This window comes from Sphingomonas adhaesiva, assembly GCF_036946125.1.
Classification (GTDB): domain Bacteria; phylum Pseudomonadota; class Alphaproteobacteria; order Sphingomonadales; family Sphingomonadaceae; genus Sphingomonas; species Sphingomonas adhaesiva_A.
The window spans coordinates 1,496,765-1,514,354 of sequence record NZ_JAQIJT010000002.1 but is presented as its reverse complement, the minus strand read 5'-3'; the positions used below and the strand labels follow the sequence as shown (position 1 = coordinate 1,514,354).

14 protein-coding genes are annotated in these 17,590 nt (G+C 61.9%); 7 read left to right on the top strand and 7 right to left on the bottom strand.

Going from position 1 to position 17,590, the window contains the following annotated elements; genetic code table 11:
* Positions 1-3: 3 nt before the first annotated feature.
* The gene (locus PGN23_RS13495; protein ID WP_335303451.1) at positions 4-666 is read right to left on the bottom strand and encodes a DsbA family oxidoreductase; all 663 of its coding nucleotides are present in this window, start codon (positions 664-666) and stop codon (positions 4-6) included.
* On the bottom strand, positions 663-1,565 hold the full coding sequence (locus tag PGN23_RS13490; RefSeq protein WP_335303450.1) for an alpha/beta fold hydrolase: 903 nt from the start codon (positions 1,563-1,565) through the stop codon (positions 663-665). Before PGN23_RS13490 ends, PGN23_RS13495 begins: the two co-directional genes overlap by 4 nt.
* A gap of 91 nt (positions 1,566-1,656) precedes the next feature.
* On the opposite strand from PGN23_RS13490, the gene PGN23_RS13485 reads away from it, so the two are divergent.
* From PGN23_RS13485 to PGN23_RS13470, 4 genes are all read left to right on the top strand, one after another.
* Positions 1,657-2,100 carry a MarR family winged helix-turn-helix transcriptional regulator gene (locus PGN23_RS13485; protein WP_335303449.1) on the top strand — a complete coding sequence of 148 codons (444 nt, stop codon included), beginning with the start codon at positions 1,657-1,659 and terminating at the stop codon, positions 2,098-2,100.
* Positions 2,101-3,009, top strand: a complete 909-nt coding sequence (locus PGN23_RS13480; RefSeq protein WP_335303448.1) for an ROK family protein — start codon at positions 2,101-2,103, stop codon at positions 3,007-3,009.
* 67 nt (positions 3,010-3,076) lie between these two features.
* Positions 3,077-4,969, top strand: coding sequence for a putative bifunctional diguanylate cyclase/phosphodiesterase (locus tag PGN23_RS13475; RefSeq protein ID WP_335303447.1), 1,893 nt, complete (start codon positions 3,077-3,079; stop codon positions 4,967-4,969).
* 2 nt (positions 4,970-4,971) lie between these two features.
* Entirely contained in the window at positions 4,972-6,603 is a 1,632-nt protein-coding gene (locus PGN23_RS13470; RefSeq protein ID WP_335303446.1) for a sensor histidine kinase, read from the top strand.
* 2 nt (positions 6,604-6,605) lie between these two features.
* On the opposite strand, the gene PGN23_RS13465 is transcribed toward PGN23_RS13470, so the two are convergent.
* Complete coding sequence (locus PGN23_RS13465) at positions 6,606-7,412, bottom strand: shikimate 5-dehydrogenase (protein ID WP_335303445.1); 807 nt, start codon at positions 7,410-7,412, stop codon at positions 6,606-6,608.
* Positions 7,413-7,423: 11 nt separating this feature from the next.
* A complete protein-coding gene (dinB, locus tag PGN23_RS13460) occupies positions 7,424-8,521 on the bottom strand; it encodes a DNA polymerase IV (RefSeq protein WP_335303444.1) in 1,098 nt (365 codons plus the stop codon).
* Here dinB and PGN23_RS13455 point away from each other — a divergent pair.
* From PGN23_RS13455 to PGN23_RS13445, 3 genes are all read left to right on the top strand, one after another.
* Complete coding sequence (locus PGN23_RS13455; protein ID WP_443019785.1) at positions 8,520-9,194, top strand: epoxyqueuosine reductase QueH; 675 nt, start codon at positions 8,520-8,522, stop codon at positions 9,192-9,194. The two genes, dinB and PGN23_RS13455, sit on opposite strands and share 2 nt — an antisense overlap.
* A 509-nt stretch (positions 9,195-9,703) precedes the next feature.
* Positions 9,704-11,470: a site-specific integrase gene (locus tag PGN23_RS13450; RefSeq protein ID WP_335303443.1), complete on the top strand. Its 1,767-nt coding sequence runs from the start codon at positions 9,704-9,706 to the stop codon at positions 11,468-11,470.
* A 604-nt stretch (positions 11,471-12,074) separates the two neighbouring features.
* On the top strand, positions 12,075-13,868 hold the full coding sequence (locus tag PGN23_RS13445) for a hypothetical protein (protein ID WP_335303442.1): 1,794 nt from the start codon (positions 12,075-12,077) through the stop codon (positions 13,866-13,868).
* A 359-nt stretch (positions 13,869-14,227) separates the two neighbouring features.
* Here PGN23_RS13445 and PGN23_RS13440 read toward each other — a convergent pair whose 3' ends face one another.
* The 3 genes from PGN23_RS13440 to PGN23_RS13430 all read right to left on the bottom strand — a co-directional run bounded on the left by PGN23_RS13440 (position 14,228) and on the right by PGN23_RS13430 (position 16,478).
* Positions 14,228-15,508: a hypothetical protein gene (locus tag PGN23_RS13440; protein WP_335303441.1), complete on the bottom strand. Its 1,281-nt coding sequence runs from the start codon at positions 15,506-15,508 to the stop codon at positions 14,228-14,230.
* A 60-nt stretch (positions 15,509-15,568) separates the two neighbouring features.
* Entirely contained in the window at positions 15,569-15,778 is a 210-nt protein-coding gene (locus PGN23_RS13435) for a hypothetical protein (protein ID WP_335303440.1), read from the bottom strand.
* 358 nt (positions 15,779-16,136) lie between these two features.
* Entirely contained in the window at positions 16,137-16,478 is a 342-nt protein-coding gene (locus tag PGN23_RS13430; RefSeq protein WP_335303438.1) for a hypothetical protein, read from the bottom strand.
* Positions 16,479-17,590: the final 1,112 nt, after the last annotated feature.

Sequence of the window (17,590 nt, the reverse complement as noted above, 5' to 3'; positions counted from 1 at the left end):
CGGCTATGGCGCGGTTGCCTCGGCAGCGCGGCGGCGCAGCGCCTTCTCCAGCCGCGCGGCGGACTGCGCGCCGGGAATGACGTAGCGCCCGTCGAGCACCATCGTCGGCACCGACATGACGCCTTCGCCGCGCCAATATCCCTCCGCCGCACGCACATCGCCGGCATGGTCGCCCGCGGTCAGGACATGGCGTGCCGCGTCGGGGTCGAGCCCGGCGCGGGTCGCGGCGGCGACCAGTACCTCGGAGTCTGAGATATTCTCGCCGCACATGAAATAGCTGTCGAGCAACGCGCGCTTGAGGGGCAACTGGCGTTGCCGCTGCGCCGCCCAATGGAGCAGGCGATGCGCATCGAAGGTGTCGTACAAACGGTCGGGGCGCCCGCCGAGATCGATCCCCGCTTCGTCCGCCGCGGCGCGGATGCGCTGGCCGGCGGCGCGGGCCTGATCGGGGCCGGCGCCGTATTTGCGCGCGAGATTGTCGCGCACCGCCTCGCCCTCGGGCGGGAGGCCGGGATTGAGCTGAAGGGGGTGGAAGACGAGCTCGACGTCGACCGTATCGCCCACCCTGGCGATCGCGCGTTCCAGTTCGGCAAGGCCGATCGCGCACCACGGACACACGATGTCCGACACCATGTCGATCCGCACCGCGGGGCGCGGGGAGCTCACGCGGCGCGGGCCACCGGGGGGAGGGCGCGGGCGTGCGCGGCGATGGCGTCGACGATCTGAGGAATGACCTGCGGCGGCAGCGTGTGCCCCATGCCCTCGATCTCGAGCAGGCGCGCGCCGGGTATGGCGCGTGCCGTCTCACGACCGCCGGCGACGGGCACCAGCGGATCGTCGCTGCCGTGGATCACCAGCGTCGGGGCGGTGATACGGCGCAGCCGTTCGGTGCGGTCGCCATCGGCGATGATCGCCGCCATCTGGCGCAGGAAGCCGGTGGGGCAGCGGTTGCGCAGCGTTTCGCTGCGGATGCGCTCCGCCATGAAGGCATCCTCCATCGGGAAACGCCCGCCGACCGCGCGCCCGGCCATCGTGCCATGCGCGACGATCGCCTCCACATCGTCGCTGCGCGGGTGGCGCAGCAGCAGCGCCGTGGTGCGCATCGTCGGACGCGAGCAATCGGCGCGGCCGGTGGTGGACATGATCGAGGTGAGCGTCTCCACCCGATCTGGCCAGCGTGCCGCCATCAGCTGCGCGATCATGCCCCCCATCGAGGCGCCGACGACATGCGCGCGCGGGATCGACAGCGCGTCGAGCAGCCCGACCGCGTCCTGCGCCATGTCGGTCAGCGTATAGGGCACGACGGGGGTGAGCCCGCACCGCTTCTGGATCGCGGTCCATACGATGCCGGGGACGCCGGCGTGATCGAACTTCGTCGACAGGCCGACGTCGCGATTGTCGAAACGGATGACGCGGTAGCCATGCGCCACCAGCCCGTCGACCATCGCCATCGGCCAGCGCACCAGCTGCGCGCCCAGCCCCATGACGAGCAGCACCGCGGGACCGTCGGCGGGGCCGTGGTCCTCGTAATCGATCTCTATTCCGTTCGCGCGTATCACGGTCATCGTGTCGACACCATCAGCCTGTCGTCACGATAATGCAACATTGCGCCGCCCGGTTCCGCTGCGCCGCGTCCCGTGGTAGCGCGACTGTCCCATGGCCGAACGCCTTCATCTCGACCGTTTCCTGCCGTACCTGCTGTCGGTGACGTCCAATCGCGTGAGCGACCGGATCGCACAGGCGTATGACGCGCTGTTCGGGTTATCGATCCCGGAGTGGCGGCTGATCGCGCTGATCGCGGAACATGCCCCGATCACGCAGGCGCAGCTGGGCGAGCTCAGCCGGATGGACAAGGTGACGGTCAGCCGCGCCGCGATCGCGCTGACCGCGCGGGGGCTGCTGGCGCGCGCGCCCAATCCGGGCGACCGCCGCTCGCACCATTTGACGCTGACCGATGCCGGCCGCGCGCTCTATGCCGAGATCGCGCCCAAGGCGATGGAGTGGGAACGTCGCATCTTCGGCCGGTTCGACGCGCATGAGCTGCGACAATTCACCGACATGCTGCGCCGGATCGACGCCGCGGCCCAGGAGGACGACTGAATGCCGACGTCGGAGCGACTGATCGCCGGAGTGGAGCTGGGGGGCACGAAGTGCATCGCGATCCTGGCGAGCGGCCCGGATCATATCCTGGAGGAAGTGCGCGTCCCGACCACGCACCCGGACGAGACGCTGCCCGCGCTGGAGGCCGCCCTCGATGGCTGGCGCGAGTTCGCCGCGATCGGCGTCGCCAGCTTCGGGCCCGTCTCGATCGATCCGGCGGCGGGCGACTATGGGCACATCACCTCAACGCCCAAGCCGCACTGGGCCAATACCGATATCGCGAAGCGGCTGAAGGCGCGCTACGGCGTGCCGGTCGGCTTTCACAGCGATGTCGTGGGCGCGGCGATGGGCGAGGCGCGCTGGGGCGCCGGGCAGGGGCTGGGCGACCTGGCCTATGTCACGGTCGGCACCGGCGTGGGCGCGGGGATGATCGCGCACGGCCGGCCGGTCGACGGCATGACCCATTCGGAACTGGGGCATATCCGCCCGCCGCGGCTGCTGGGCGACGATTGGGGCGGGGCCTGCCCGTTCCACGGCGCCTGCGTCGAGGGGCTGGCCGCGGGGCCGGCGATCGCGGCGCGGACGGGGGTGAAGGGCGAGGCGCTGTCGCTCGACGATCCCGCCTGGGATACGGTGGTCGATGCGCTGTCGCACCTCTTCGCGACGCTGACGCTGACGGGGGTGCCGCGCCGCATCGTGCTGGGCGGCGGCGTCATGGTGGGCAATCCGGACCTGCTGCCGCGGTTGCGGCGCGCCACCGCGGCGCATCTGAACGGCTATGTCGCGCTGCCGCAGGTGCAGGCCATGGACACGTTCATCGTCCCCGCGGCGCTGGGCGGCAACGCCGGTCCGCTGGGTGCGGTGGTGCTGGGCGAGATAGCGCTGGAGACACGGTTTACGGCTGCTTAACCCTCCGCGCTTACCCCACCATCCACGCGCCGGACGTGCCGGCGATCCCGGGGGGGAGGGAAGACCGATGCGGATCCTGATCGTCGACGACGAACCGACAGTACACGACGGCTATCGTCTGGCGCTGTCGCCGCCGCCGGCATCCGCCGCGGCGCTGTCGGCGATGGCGGGCGAGCTGTTCGGCGACCTGCCCGACGCACCGCCGCACAACGACGACGCGCCGGTCTTCGACACCGTCCACCATCTCCAGGGGCTGGATGCCGTGGCGGAGGTGGAGCGCGCGCTGGCCGCGGGCGACCCGTTCCGCATCGCCTTCATCGACGTTCGGATGCCGGCCGGGATCGACGGGCGCGACACCGCACGCCGTATCCGCGCGCTCGACCCCGATATCCAGATCGTGATCGTCACGGGTTATTCCGACTTCTCGCTGGTCGACATCGCGCGCGTCGCAGGGCCGGTCGACAAGCTGTTCTACATCGCCAAGCCGTTCGAGGTGGGCGAGGTCGCGCAGCTGGCCGCGTCGCTCGGCAAGCGCTGGGGCATGGACCGCGCGCTGCGCGACGCGCATGCGACGCTCGCGCGGCAGCTGGTGCAGCTGGAGCAGCAGGCAGCGGAGCTCGCCGCGAACGAGCGCCGCGCGCTCCACGTCGCCAGCCACGACTCCCTGACCGAGGCGCCCAATCGCGTCGCCTTCCAGCGCGCGCTGCACGAGCGCGTCCGCCGCCCCGGCGCCTTCGCGGTGGCGATGCTCGACCTCGACCGTTTCAAGCAGGTCAACGACACGATGGGGCATCTGGCGGGCGACGCGTTGCTGCGCGCGGTGTGCCGCCAGTTGCAGGATGCGCTGCCCGAGGGCGGCATGGTCGCGCGGCTGGGCGGCGACGAGTTCGGCCTGCTCTACGACACGCAGGACCAGGCGTCGGGGCTCGCCACCGCCGATGCGCTGGTCGCGGCGTGCTCCACGACGGTGACGATCTTCGGCCAGTCGGTGCGCGGCGCTGCATCGATGGGGCTGATCGTGGCCGATCCGGCGGGCGGCAACGACGCGGTCCACCTGCTGCGCCGCGCCGATCTGGCGCTCAACGATGCCAAGCGGCACGGGCGGAACTGCGCGCGGCTGTTCGACCGCGAGCTGGACGAGAACGTGCGGCTGCGCCAGCGGATCGAGAAGGGGCTGAGCCGCGCGATCGAGCGCTGCGAGCTGTCGCTGGCGTTCCAGCCGATCGTCAGCGGCGCGGCGCACGAGATCGTCGGCTTCGAGACGCTGTTGCGCTGGAACACGCGCGAGCATGGGCCGGTGAGCCCCGCGATCTTCATCCCGATCGCGGAGGAATCGAACCTGATCCACGAGCTGGGCGACTGGGTGCTGGAGCGCAGCCTGATGGCGGTGAAGCGTTTCCCGGGCCAGTATGTCTCCGTCAACGTCAGCCCGCGCCAGTTCCGTCGCCAGAATTTCGTGGCCGACATCCGCGCGCGCGTGGAGCGCGCGGGCGTCGACCCGGCCCGCATCCAGATCGAGATCACCGAGACCGCGATCTTCGACGATGCCGAAGGGGCGGCGCGGACGCTGGACCAGCTGCGCGCGCTCGGCTTCCGCATCGCGCTCGACGATTTCGGGACCGGCTATTCCTCGCTCTACAACATCCGCACCTTCGCGCTCGATACGCTGAAGATCGACCGCAGCTTCATCGAGGGCATGCCGCGGGAACGCGAATCGCTCGCGATCGTGCGCTCGATCATCCACCTGGCGCATTCGCTGGGGCTGAACGTCGTGGCCGAGGGGGTCGAGACGCAGGCGCATGTCGACCTGCTGCGCGCCGCGGGGGCCAGCCATCTGCAGGGCGCGTTCTTCAGCTGCCCGGTGACGGCGGCGCAGGCGATCGGGCTGGCGCACCGGCGCTGGCTCGCGGGGACGGGGATGCGACCCACGCCGCTGGCGCGGACCGGCACCGACGGCTGACGATGCGCGAGGTCCTTCGCGCGTTGCGCACCCCGTCGCTGGGGGCGCGGCTCGTGCTCATGCTGACCGCGGTGGGGATCGCGGGCGCGCTGGGCGCGACGGTGCTGCTGGCGAGCGTGCTGGTGCCCAGTTTCTCCGTGCTGGAACGCCGCTCCGCCGACGTCCATGTCGTGCGGATAGAGGGCGCGCTGCGCGCAATGACGACCGAGGTGCAGGAGATGGCGCGCGATCATGCCGACGGGGTGAAGGGTCGCTCGCGGGCGGCGCTGGTGTATGCCGTGCCCGGCCGGCGGGCGGTGGGCGGCTATTTCATGCGCCGGGGGGCGGGTGTCGCGGCGATCGGCGTCGCGCCGGACGCCCGTGGCGGCACCATCGTGGCGGTGCGGCCGGTCACGGGGGCGATGTTGTCGCGGATCGAGCCGAGCATCGCGATCGATCGGACGCCGGTCGACGCGACGTCGGTCCAGCCGGAACGGCACCATCTGGCGGTCGCGATGCCGCTTCCCGGGGCCGACGGGCGCGGGGTGGCGAGCATCCGCTTCATGGTGCCGCGCGAGGTGTCGACGCTGGGGCGGCGGCTTTTACTGCTGGCGATCGCGGGATCGGTGCTGCTCCTGCTGCTGGTGCTGACGATGCTGCGGCGGATGATCGGGGAGCAGGTGCTGACGCCGCTGGCGCGGTTGCAGCTCCATATGGAGGGGGTGCGCTCGTCGGGCGTGCTGAATCCGTTCCCGAACGAGGCGCGCGTGGACGAGATCGGCGCGCTGGGGCGCAGCTTCAACGCGATGCTGGCGCAGCTGCGGCGGCTGCGCGAGCAGAATGCGGTGCAGACCTTCGCGCTGGGGCGCTCGGAAAGCGCGGTGGCGGTGATGCACAACGTCCGCAACGCGCTGTCGCCGATCGGCACGATGCTGAGCCATGCCGTGGTGCAGCCGCCGTTCGACGTGGCGCTGGTGCGCCGCGCGCTGGACGAGCTCGCCGGGCCGGAACTGGAGGAGGATCGTCGCAGGCGGCTGATCGCCTTCGTCATGAGGGCGCTGGATGCGGGGACCGCGGCGATGGCGGAACGCGTCGCGCAGGACGCGATGGCGCGGCGCGCGCTGGCGCATGTGCTCGACATCATCGGGCAGCAGCAGGCGACGGCACACGAGCGGCCGCGGCTGGCGGCGTGCGATCTGACGCTGATCCTGACGCAACAGGCGGCGATCGCGGGGCATGCGGGGGGTGCGATCGCGGCCTTCGTGCTGCCGGACGCGCCGGTCATGGTGCGCGCGAATGCGGTCCTGCTCAGCCAGGTGATCGGCAATCTGTTCGCCAATGCGGCCGAAGCGATCGCCGCGACCGGGCGAACGCGGGGGCGGGTGACCGTTTCGGTCGCGCGGGGCGACGATCAGGTGAGCCTGCGCATCGCGGATGACGGCGAAGGCTTCGATCCCGCGGAGGCGGCGCTGCTGTTCCGGCGCGGTTTTTCGACCCGCGCGCACAAGTCCGGGGGGCTGGGGCTGCATTGGTGCGCGAACACGCTGGTCGCGATGGACGGCACGTTGCGGCTGGAGAGCGCGGGGAGAGGGGGCGGGGCCACCGCGACCGTCACCCTGCTCGCGGCGACGGAGGCGATGGCGGTCGCCGCGTGACGTCAGGCCAGCGCGAAGGCCTCCGCCGCCGCGACCTGTTCGTCGGTGGGGGTGACGCCGGTATAGAGCACGAACTGCTCCAGCGCCTGCAGCTTGGCGATCGCGGCGCCGGTCACCACGCGCTTGCCCGCGGATCGCGCCGCGCGCAGCAGCGGGGTGTCGACCGGCCTGGCCACGGCATCGATCACGACCTCCGCCGCGGCGATCTGCGCCGGGGTGAAGGCGAGCGCGTCCTGATCGGCGCCGGTCATGCCGAGCGGCGTGACGTTGACCAGGATCGGCGCGGTCCGCTCGTCGGCATCGGCGACCCAGTCGCAACCGAGCTTCGTCGCGAGCGCCGGCCCCCTGGCGGCGTTGCGCGCGACGATCGTGCCGCCGGCGAAGCCTGCGTCGACCATCGCGGTCGCCACCGCCTTCGCCATGCCGCCGCTGCCGCGCAGCAGGAAGGGGCGGCGGGCGAGCGGCTGCACCAACGCGGCGACCGCGCTATAGTCGGTGTTGTAGCCGGACAGATGCCCGTCGTCGTTGACGATGGTGTTGACGCTCTCGATCGCGGCGGCGGAGCTGCGCAGCGCGTCGAGTAGCGGGATCACGTCCTCCTTGAACGGCATCGATACCGCGCAGCCGCGGATGCCCAGCGCGCGGATGCCGGCGATCGCGCCCGCCAGGTCGGTGGTCGTGAACGCCTTGTAGACGTAATCCAGCCCCAGCGCGGCGTAGAGATGGTTGTGGAAGCGCGAGCCGAAGGTGCCGGGGCGGGCGGCGAGCGACATGCACAGGCGGGTGGCGGGGCCGATCGGTGGTTTCATGCCCGCCGCCTCTACAGCGGCAGCGCGGGCTGCGCATCCTCCTCGTCGCGGATCATGCCCGACAGCGTGAGCCCGAGCAGCCGGATCCCGCCGGCGACGGGAAGCAGCGGCGCGAGCAGGCCTGCGCCGGTGGCGAGGAAATGCGCCTTGTCCGCGATGCCCGCGGGGACCGAGCGCGCGCGGGTGATGGTGTGGAAGTCGGCGCGGCGGACCTTCAGCGTGACGGTGCGCCCGCGCGCCTGCCCGCGCTCGATCCGGGTCCAGGCGGCATCGGCGACCAGCGCCAGCCCCTCGTCGATCGCGGCGGGATCGCCGAGGTTGGTCGAGAAGGTGCGCTCGGCGCCGATCGACTTGGCGACGCGGTGCGCGCGGACCGGGCGCTCGTCCTCTCCGCGCGCCGCGGCGTAGAGGTAATCGGCGTAGCTGCCGAAATGCCGGCGGAGCATGTCGATGCTGCGCGCGCGCAGGTCCGCCCCGGTCTCGATCCCCAGCCGCGCCATCTTCCCGGTGGTGACGGGGCCGACGCCGTGGAAGCGCTTGACCGGCAGCGACGCGACGAAGGCGGCGCCCTTCGCGGGCGGGATGACGCAGATGCCGTCGGGCTTGTTCTGGTCGGAGGCGAGCTTTGCGATGAACTTGTTGTAGCTGACGCCGGCCGATGCGGTCAGCTGCGTCTCTTCCCTGATGCGGGCACGGATCTGCTCGGCGATGGCCTGTGCGGAGCCGAGCCCGTGGCGATCTTCGGTAACGTCCAGATACGCCTCGTCGAGCGACAGCGGCTCGATCAGGTCGGTGTAATCGGCGAAGATCGCGCGGATCTGGCGGCTGATCGCGCTATACACTTCGAACCGCGGCTTGACGAAGACCAGGTCGGGGCAGCGCCGGATCGCGGTGACCGAGGGCATGGCGGAGCGTACCCCGAACACCCGCGCCTCGTAGCTGGCCGCCGCCACCACGCCGCGCGCGCGGCTGCCCCCGACCGCGACCGGGCGCCCGCGCAGTTCCGGCGCGTCGCGCTGCTCGACGCTGGCGTAGAAGGCGTCCATGTCGATATGGATGATCTTGCGCGGCACGCGGGCGATATAGGCGATCGGTGACTTCGCGGCCATGATCGGCTACGGCGGCGGCATGACCGAGAACCTGCAACGACCCGTGCTCACCCCGCCCGACGGCCAGACGAAGGTGCTGCTCCACTCCTGCTGCGCGCCGTGTTCGGGCGAAGTGATGGAGGCGATGACCGCGAGCGGGATCGACTATACGATCTTCTTCTACAATCCCAACATCCACCCCAAGGAGGAATATATCCTCCGCAAGGAGGAGAATATCCGCTTCGCCGAAAAGCACGGCGTCCCCTTCGTCGATGCCGATTACGACACGGTGAACTGGTTCAGGCGCGCCAGGGGAATGGAGTTCGAGCCCGAGCGGGGGCTGCGCTGCACGATGTGTTTCGACATGCGGTTCGAGCGCACCGCGCTGTACGCGCACGAGAACGGCTTTCCCGTCATCACGTCGTCGCTGGGCATCTCGCGCTGGAAGAACATGACGCAGATCAACGGCAGCGGCGAGCGCGCGGCGGCGCATTATCCGGGCATTTCGTACTGGACGTTCAACTGGCGCAAGGGCGGCGGCGCGGCGCGGATGATCGAGATCAGCAAGCGCGAGCATTTCTACCAGCAGGAATATTGCGGCTGCGTCTATTCGCTGCGCGACACCAACGCGCACCGCGTCGCCCAGGGGCGTGAAGAAATCCGCATCGGCGAGATGTATTACGGGGAGGAGTGAGGGCGCGGGTGAGAGTGACCGACTTCGTCACCCCGGGTCAAGCCGAGACCTCTGCCAACCTCAGTTCCTTGTTCCCCGGCGAAGGCCGGGGCCTTTGCAAAAGTCTCCACCGTGCCCCTGCGCAGGCAGGAGCCCAGGGTTACCGGCCCATACAGGCGTTGTTCTGCCTGACCCTGTGCTCCTGCCTGCGCAGGAGCACGGCGTGGGACCCGGCGTCGTTGCACCAGTTTTGCAAAGGCCCCGGCCTTCGCCGGGGAACCGCGAAATTGTCGAGCGATCCACGACTTTCGCAGAGGTCTCGGCCGAGCCCGGGGTGACGAGGTGGTTCACGTCAACCGTCGTCATGCGGTGCCGAAAAGGTAAGTTGGTCGGGGAAAGAGGATCAGAAAGTATTGAATTAAGAACGCGGTCTAAGTGACTAATACGTTGGGGACTAAGGCTTTTAATTTTGGCTCGACTGCGCAATGCTACGCGCCTATGCTACGTTTTCACACCCTACGAGGCTCGCGATGAGCCTGTCGACCTACCTCCACAAGCGGCCAAACTCGCAGTCTTGGCAACTGCGTATGATGATCCCGGTCAGCGCTCGCGCGGTCATGGGTCGTGCCGAACTCACACGTTCCCTGCGCACCCCTGATCGACGTGCCGCCGAAGCTAACGCCTACCCGATCCTTGCCGAGTGGAAGCGGATGATCGCCGCAGCGACCTGCTCTGGCGCTACAGACTACACGCAAATTTACCGACCCTCGCGCGCCGAGATTGAAGAAGCGGCACTCTTGGTTGGTTACGAAAATGCCGGCGAAAAGCTCGATGCGTTGATCAAACGCAAGGCACGCTTCGGGGAGAAGGCGTACACCGCCTTGGCCGACGCATTTGACCGCCGTCACAAGGAAGCCGTTCGCAACCTCCACGCTGGCGAGCAAGGCTTCTGGATCGATATCGCGCGTCGACAGGTAGCAAAGCGCAGTTGGCTATTGCCGGAGGATGGCGAGGAATTTCGCCTTTTTGTTGGCGCGATCCAACGTTGCGGTATTGACCTGTTTGCCAGCGCGCGTTCGAAGATTGCGGGCGATGATGGCGGATCGCCATCGAATTACGTCCGAACTGTTCAGCAGAACCGACAGAAGCGCGCCAAGGCGGGCGAGGGGATTCTCGACCTTTTCGATCAATATGCCGCCCAAAGGCTATTGGAGGGCCGAAAAAAGCGCGATAGCTTGGAACAGGACCGTAAGATTATCGAGCTATTCAGCGAATTCGTAGGCGGTGATCGGATACTAAAGTCGCTCGAACAAAAAGAAGTCCGCGACTGGCGCAATGCAGTTCGCTCTCTTCCGTCAGGATACAAAAAAAGAAAGCTTTATGATGGATTGTCGATGCGGGAGGCTGTTAAGGTTGCGCGCGAGCGAGGTGACGAAGGTGTTTCACTAAGTACCGTAAACAAATACCTTTCTGCCGTGTCCGCACTTTTTGTGTGGGCTACGCGAGAAGGCTATGCCGAGCGTAATCCCTGCGACGGATTATTCTACGACCTTGAGAAAGGCAAAAACGCTCGTCCGCCGTTTAGCGCGGATCAGCTAAATGCAATGCTATCGTCGCCGCTATTCACAGGATTCGAGAGGAAAGGAAAGGAGTTTAAGCGCGGCGACTGTATGGCGGACGACTGGCGGTATTGGATTCCATTGGTAGCCATGTTTACCGGCGCGAGGATCGGCGAAGTAGCGCAACTGTTTGTGGACGATGTTCAACAGGAGGACGGTCATAGCTTTTTGATCATCCGCAACGATGATGATCGCGAGCAAGGTACGAAAAACGGGCAAGATAGAATTGCTCCCATTCATTCTATATTGCAAAGAATAGGATTTCTATTGTTTGTTGAGCAACGTAGGTCCGAGTTGAAAGGTGGGCCGGGAGCGCTATTTCCTGAACTCACTCGAAATAATCGGGGTCAAATGGCTGCACCATCGCGCTTCTGGCGTACTTACCTAACCCGAATTGGGATCAAGGAAGGTGCCGATGGATTTGGTAGCCACTCATTCCGTCATGGTCTAGCCGATCAACTACGACAGGCTGGGTGCCTTGATAATGAAGTCGCCGTTGCCATCGGTCACAAACAGAAGACGGTGACAAGCGGCTATGGTAGGATTCGTCAGGGAAGCGCCGCGCGACTTGCCGCGTTGATCGAAGGTGCGAAATTTGAGGGCGTCAACTTTGCACCATTGATCGAGCGTGCGAACCGGCGCCATGGCGGGCCGATAGCCGTAGAAGGGCGATCCTAGCCCCGTAGGACGCCACCGGACCCCTTTGCCTATCTCAACCACCCCCTAACCCTTTTGCCCTCCTGCGGCGCTTCTACGGGCGCTGTAGTGAGGATCGGGATTTCCGCGCGTAATTGGCTCCAACGATTCTTTCCGACGAACCCATGCGCGGTCCTTACGAGGGGCGTTCTTGGATCATGAAAATGGTCCGTGTTAATTCCGGCTCGGTCTTAACGTCATGCTCTTGGCTTTTAACATCAAATCAAGGACGCGAATAAATATATCTATAACAAATCTTAAGAAGCCTAAACAGGTGGCTATATAATCGCCATTGCGTTCGCCGATCATCCGGCTAAATTCCGCCTTGTCACCGGCATGGGGCTGCACCGCAGCTTCATCCGGGGTGACGGACCCTAAGCCGTCAAATCCTCCCGCTCATCTGACTACTGCCTTCGGCATTGGCTTCGCCAAGACCGCAGGGAATTTTGGTGTGCGGGATTCATCCAAGGACATGACAACGCCTTGAATTTTTAAGCAGAAGATGGACATTCTCTGTCCAAGTAGTCCATTCTCATATATATAGAAAAGATGGACTACCTATACATCAATCATAGAAGGAATCAACTTGTTTAATAGCTACGTAGAATACGCTAAAATATTAGAAAAGAAGAAGTATATTTTGAAGATGGGTGTTGCCCCAATTTCAAACCACCTTACTCCGGTGTTGAAGATTGAAAGGGCTTTTTCAATCCTAGAAAACACGATGAAGAAGGCTATTACCGAAATTTTAAAAGAAGATATTCATATCTTCAGTGGAGATTGCGGAACTAACAAAACAAGGACGGTTCAAAGAAGTCTAAGAAAGTGGAAATCTGATGGTTTTCTTGGAAGGGGAGCAATCATCATTCTATCCACCTTAGAAGAGGTTGATGCATATATCTCCGATGCTGGTTTAGAAAAGGAGGACTATGCCGTCTATACCGCTGATGAGAAGTATAAGAGATATGGTAGCGGTCTAGATGCCGCCGGTCGGGTTCCGGTTCTCTTTACAACCCATTCTATGGCCCGGAAGAGGGTACTAGCAACGGGTAGCTTTGAAAATACCCCCTGCTTCTTCTATCGCGGGCAATCAAGGGCGTTGCGGATTTGGGATGAAGAGTTTCTTGCCTCCGAAGGCGGCACCTTTACCCTACCCGAACTTTATCAGGTTGTTGCACCGATCAAGAAGCTTGGTGGTTCCCATTGGCGGGTTTTTGACGATCTGGTTCAGTCGGTCGAGCGTCGTTCCGGCGCCATGCTGCAAATCCCTCTATCGGTCATCGACGTATCGGATGCGCTATACAGGTCCAAGGCCATCGTTCCCGATGCGGCCAAGCGCACCCTTGCCGAACTGGTGAAGCTGGCGGGGTCTGTTGCCTATATGCGGAACACCAGCAGCGATAAGACGGAAGGTGCGGAGGAATGGGGCTACATCGGTAAGGGGCGATCCCTTCCCGCCGACATGGGGCCGCTCTTCGTCCTAGATGCGTCTGCGCGCCTTACAGAGCGCTACAACCAGCTACCGGCACACGGGATGACGGTGGTGCATCTGGAACCCGCTCTGGTGGCCTATGACCGGCTATCCATCCACTGGTGGGATCAACCGGCGGGCAAGACGGTGATGCACAACAGAGCCAAGCGCACCACCATCTTCACGGCCATTGCCGATCTGGCGAAATCGAAGCCGGGTGAGGGCTTCTTGATCTGCATGGCCAAGGAGTTCTGCAAGGCGCTAAGCGATGAGCGCGTTGGTCTACCGGACGATCTGGCTGCGATGATCGATGATCCTGACCGGGTGCGGGTCGTCAATTGGGGTCGGCACAAGGGGACGAACGAGTTCCGTGAATTCCCCAACATCGTCATCGTCGGGGACCACCGGTATCCGAATGAAGCGTGCGATGCGCTTGCGCTTGCTGCCAGCGGTATCGAAGGTGGATCGGTTAGCCTTGCACAACGCGCGCTACAGGCCCGCGAGGCGTTCAAACACAACGTCTATCAGGCGATTTGCCGTGTAGCGGTACGCCAGAGAGACGGGGCTATGTGCGGTGCCGCCAACGCCTACCTCATTATGCCAGACGGAGACTGGCGGCGGGAAGCGATCAAGGAAACCTTCCCCGGCGCACAGATTGACGCTTGGCTTCCAATACCAAAGAAGAAGGAAAAGAAGGTTGATCGGGTGCTACGGATACTAGCATCACTGATCGAAGGGCGGCTAGTGGTCAGCAAGAAGGAGCTTCGTGAAGCGTGCGGAGGCAATTCCAAATCCTACCTAACGCCAATCTTAAGGGACCAACGGTTCAAGGATGGCATTAAGGCACTTGGCATTGTCATGAGAAACAATGAGTTCGTTATGAGCCACGGATTGAAGAAGGCGGCTTGATATGACGAAAGAGGGGACATGATGCCCCCTTCTTCTTTTCCTGTTGTTGCAGTGTGAGGTTAGGGTTTAGGCCTTGGTCGGCTGGAAAGGCACAGGTAAAAGGGTAAGTGAAAACTGGTAGGACATCGACTTGCCCTCAACCATAGGGGTAGTGATTATTAGCAGCGAAGAACGCGACACAGGGGGTGAGACTACCAAATCGCATCTATCGGAATTTGCCGCGTAGAAGCCCGCCAGAGGGCATCGGTGGCTTTGACGCGGGTAGCTGGCTAATGTCCCATAATCGCGCTGTACAAGCCTCTTGGGCGAAACGAGGGGGCATTGCGGACGCCGTGCCCGATCGAATTGTTGGCCGATAATTAATCCCGACTCTTAAAATCTTCGTTACTATCGATACTTTTAGTAATAGCTATTATCATGCCAATGAGTTCTGACTTGGCAGACTGCAAAGCCTCTATCGCCGCATCAATGCTATTCATATTAAAGCTTGACCGAACTAATCTATCCATTGCCTCACTTTCTTGCTCCGCCGAGCGGATCACTTCGGCCACTTCCGCGCCATACTTTTCGTCACGCGTAGCCAATACGATTGTAATAAAGATTACAAGCAATCCAACACTAAAGCCAAATTGAGCAATTTGGATAGCTTGCGACACGACTGCCGTCGGCGCCATGCCGTTTGATGCGTAGAACATGCTTCCGGTGGCATAGTATATGAACGAGAAGAAGGTTGGTCTACTATAGCTAAACTGAAATGAATATGCATCGACCTTATAAGCCGCAAAGTTTATAATTGAGAATACAATAATGGTAAGCATGAGAAGACGGACAACTCCGCCAATATTCGCAAGTTTATTCAGACCACTTCTCTGATAATCTCTAAGGCGCTTTGCTAGAAACAAGCAAATACGATTGTAGATAACAACATTCTGCATCGCACTATTTCTTAACTTGATCTCACCTTCTGACATTTGCGGAACAGGAATAAGCGTTATTTTTTCATCCATCTTGAGGAATTCCGAATTTCTTACAGCGGGAAAGGCAGATTTATATGCCTTGAATATGGCTGACGGTTTGAATGCCTTAACGCAGGCAATCGTGTAGGAGTGAACAAGAATTATAAATAAAAGAATACTAAAAACCCGCAGAACTAATACGTTAGACGATACTATAATGGCAACAATAGATAATACAGCAACGGTAACAGATATGAACTTAGACTTAAACGATGAGAAAGTACTGAATATCGCATTGAGCGAAGCAAATACTAGCAACCACCCACCTTTCCGCCATATCGTTTTCGGCCCCTTCCAAAATATTAGAATCAAGGGAAATAAAGAAACATAAGCTACCGCAGCCAAAAGGGACAGGCTTTTTGTTATAAGCATAGTGGCACTAAGTGACAGTAAAATGATGAGTATCTTATATTTTAACGCCAATGAAAAGACTGGTGGCAAATAACTTACTATCGCTGTATCAATATCGAAGATAAAAACCTTGATTATTGCATATGACCAAAAGATTATAGAAAAAACATCAAGTGCTACATGGAATCCCTTGCTCCAAACGCGCTTATTTTCTTCTGTCGCTACCTTTTCGGCCTGAACGATCGGCCCCTCGTTGTTCGTCACCGCAATCATGCCCCACGTCGTCGACAAGGCTTAGGTAGATCATAGCACTTACAGTGGCAAAGCCATCTGTCAGTCCGGTACCGTCATCGTCGGCTTGTTCATACCAGCCACGATCACCGTCGCTAGATCAAAGGAAATCGGAGCGCCGAAGCGGACGCTTTCGCCGGATGCGGCCCGCGTCTTCATGGGGCAATCGCACTTCAAACCGGCGTAGCTCCTTAGCCGCATCCCCATCACCTGATCGAGCGGCGCGAGCCAGCCAGTGCCGATATCCGGCAAGGTCGGACCTGTTAAACGCGTTCATGGCAAGGTGCTGTGCAGCAATTAGATGGCCGCGCCGGAACGCCCGATAGGCAAGCCCCTCTTGGCTATACGGATCAGCTATTCGGCCCCGCTTGTCGAGTGTGGTGCCAAGCTCCACCATTGCCAACGGATCGCGACGAAGGGCAAGGTGGCGGAGGATCGGGAATGCAAAGCCGTTCTTGTGATTATCCCGGATGCCCCAATACCGGGACCATAGCCGCTCCTGCTTTGTCATCACCGGAGGTTGTAGCCTATTTGAGCGGGCCGCAACCCGGCGCGGTGAGGATCATGGATGCGAGGGTGAGGGGCGATGCTTGCGCGTGGGCCGTAGCACCTACTTGCCCTCGCGCTGATCGGTACAATCGAGGTTAGCCTCCAAGGCGTATTCCCATATATTGAAATACTCGTTCTGCAACTTGCACGGAGTCATAAACCGGGCAACCTCCCGCATCAGGTCGCGCTTTTCGGGACCGGTGTTGCTTTTGAACGCCTTCTCTTTTCGATCCACCTTGATCGACCGATCATCAATCTCGACTTTGAATTTGTCGCCCTTGTAGAGAACGCGGTATACCCTTTTACCGTTCTTCTCTCCCTTCTGCTCAATCGTTGGGGTAGCATCATCAATCTTGGCAATCTCTGGCTGAACAATGAGTGCCGCAACAAGAACGGATAGCATAAGCGAGCCTCATGATGGTTGTCACGGAGCGATGTTCGAGCGTTGCCTTGTTATCCTCACGGTGAATGTCGGAATCGCTCTAACTCGTCATTGAGGTTCCGCATTGCGTCTGCATACTCATCAGCGGCTGCGGTAACGTTGCGGTTCAAGATTTGCTGGGTCTGGTATCGCTCGTATGCCCAAAGCGCGAGCGAAGTCGCCGCTATGATGACGGACAGGAGTGCACAGATACTTAAAAGCCGGATGCTCTTGCGCGGCGCTTGGCGAAGGGTCATTCTATATTAGCCATTTTCAAAGCATGTTCATACTTAGTCTCAAACGATGACGTCAGCCTTCTATATTCATTCAGGTTAGATAGGTCGCATGGCTCTTCATACGGATTTAGCGATATGCTTTTGATCCGTTTTTCGAATGTTCGAGCCATGTAATCATTGAGCTTATGAGGTATGATTATTCTTCGGGCCTGAACCTGCACCTTCTCGCGTATCCCAATTTCTCTATTCGTTCGGCATCGTATCTCCGAAACATACTGCATACCCGACGTTTCAGCGAACGCTGTCAAATTATCAAACGCGATTGAGCGCCAATCAGACACGCTCGTCTTCTTTTCGGATTTGGCTACAAGCATTTGGGCGGGCGCGTAATCTGCGGCATGGCCCGCTTGCGCGAGATATAAAGCAGCGAAAGAAAAGAGTATCATGTGCCCCCCTTTGATCTAGGGGCGCCCCGGCATTGAGCCGGGTGCTAGAAACCTAAGCTCTCGCCAAGGCGCCGCGCTTTTGGGCGAAGCCTTGGACATAACGCGACCACCCGGCCGCAACTGATGCGACCGGCCGAGAGCTTTTGGGGTTTCTAGGCCCCGCAGCCCGAATCTGCGGGACTGCATGGGTGTGATGACGTGGATCAGCGTGGATCGCAACTGACAGTTCGTTATTCACGGACGCACGCAGCGATTTCAGCGCCGTCGATCACCGCCCCCTTCTACGCCGGGCCTTCTCCCACTCCGAAGTATCGACCTTCGTCTCCGTCGTTCTCACCAACCTCGGACGTGGGGGCGCTGGCGTCGGGGGTGGTGGATCGCTCGAAAGCCATGCCACCTTCGGGTTCCTGGC

Excerpts from the sequence above, each read along its gene's own strand:
- PGN23_RS13490 (WP_335303450.1), bottom strand. The coding sequence starts at position 1,565 with ATGACCGTGATACGCGCGAACGGAATAGAGATCGATTACGAGGACCAC.
- PGN23_RS13485 (WP_335303449.1), top strand. The coding sequence starts at position 1,657 with ATGGCCGAACGCCTTCATCTCGACCGTTTCCTGCCGTACCTGCTGTCG.
- PGN23_RS13480 (WP_335303448.1), top strand. The coding sequence starts at position 2,101 with ATGCCGACGTCGGAGCGACTGATCGCCGGAGTGGAGCTGGGGGGCACG.
- PGN23_RS13475 (WP_335303447.1), top strand. The coding sequence starts at position 3,077 with ATGCGGATCCTGATCGTCGACGACGAACCGACAGTACACGACGGCTAT.
- PGN23_RS13470 (WP_335303446.1), top strand. The coding sequence starts at position 4,972 with ATGCGCGAGGTCCTTCGCGCGTTGCGCACCCCGTCGCTGGGGGCGCGG.
- PGN23_RS13465 (WP_335303445.1), bottom strand. The coding sequence starts at position 7,412 with ATGAAACCACCGATCGGCCCCGCCACCCGCCTGTGCATGTCGCTCGCC.
- PGN23_RS13455 (WP_443019785.1), top strand. The coding sequence starts at position 8,520 with ATGATCGGCTACGGCGGCGGCATGACCGAGAACCTGCAACGACCCGTG.
- dinB (WP_335303444.1), bottom strand. The coding sequence starts at position 8,521 with ATGGCCGCGAAGTCACCGATCGCCTATATCGCCCGCGTGCCGCGCAAG.
- PGN23_RS13450 (WP_335303443.1), top strand. The coding sequence starts at position 9,704 with ATGAGCCTGTCGACCTACCTCCACAAGCGGCCAAACTCGCAGTCTTGG.
- PGN23_RS13440 (WP_335303441.1), bottom strand. The coding sequence starts at position 15,508 with ATGATTGCGGTGACGAACAACGAGGGGCCGATCGTTCAGGCCGAAAAG.
- PGN23_RS13430 (WP_335303438.1), bottom strand. The coding sequence starts at position 16,478 with ATGCTATCCGTTCTTGTTGCGGCACTCATTGTTCAGCCAGAGATTGCC.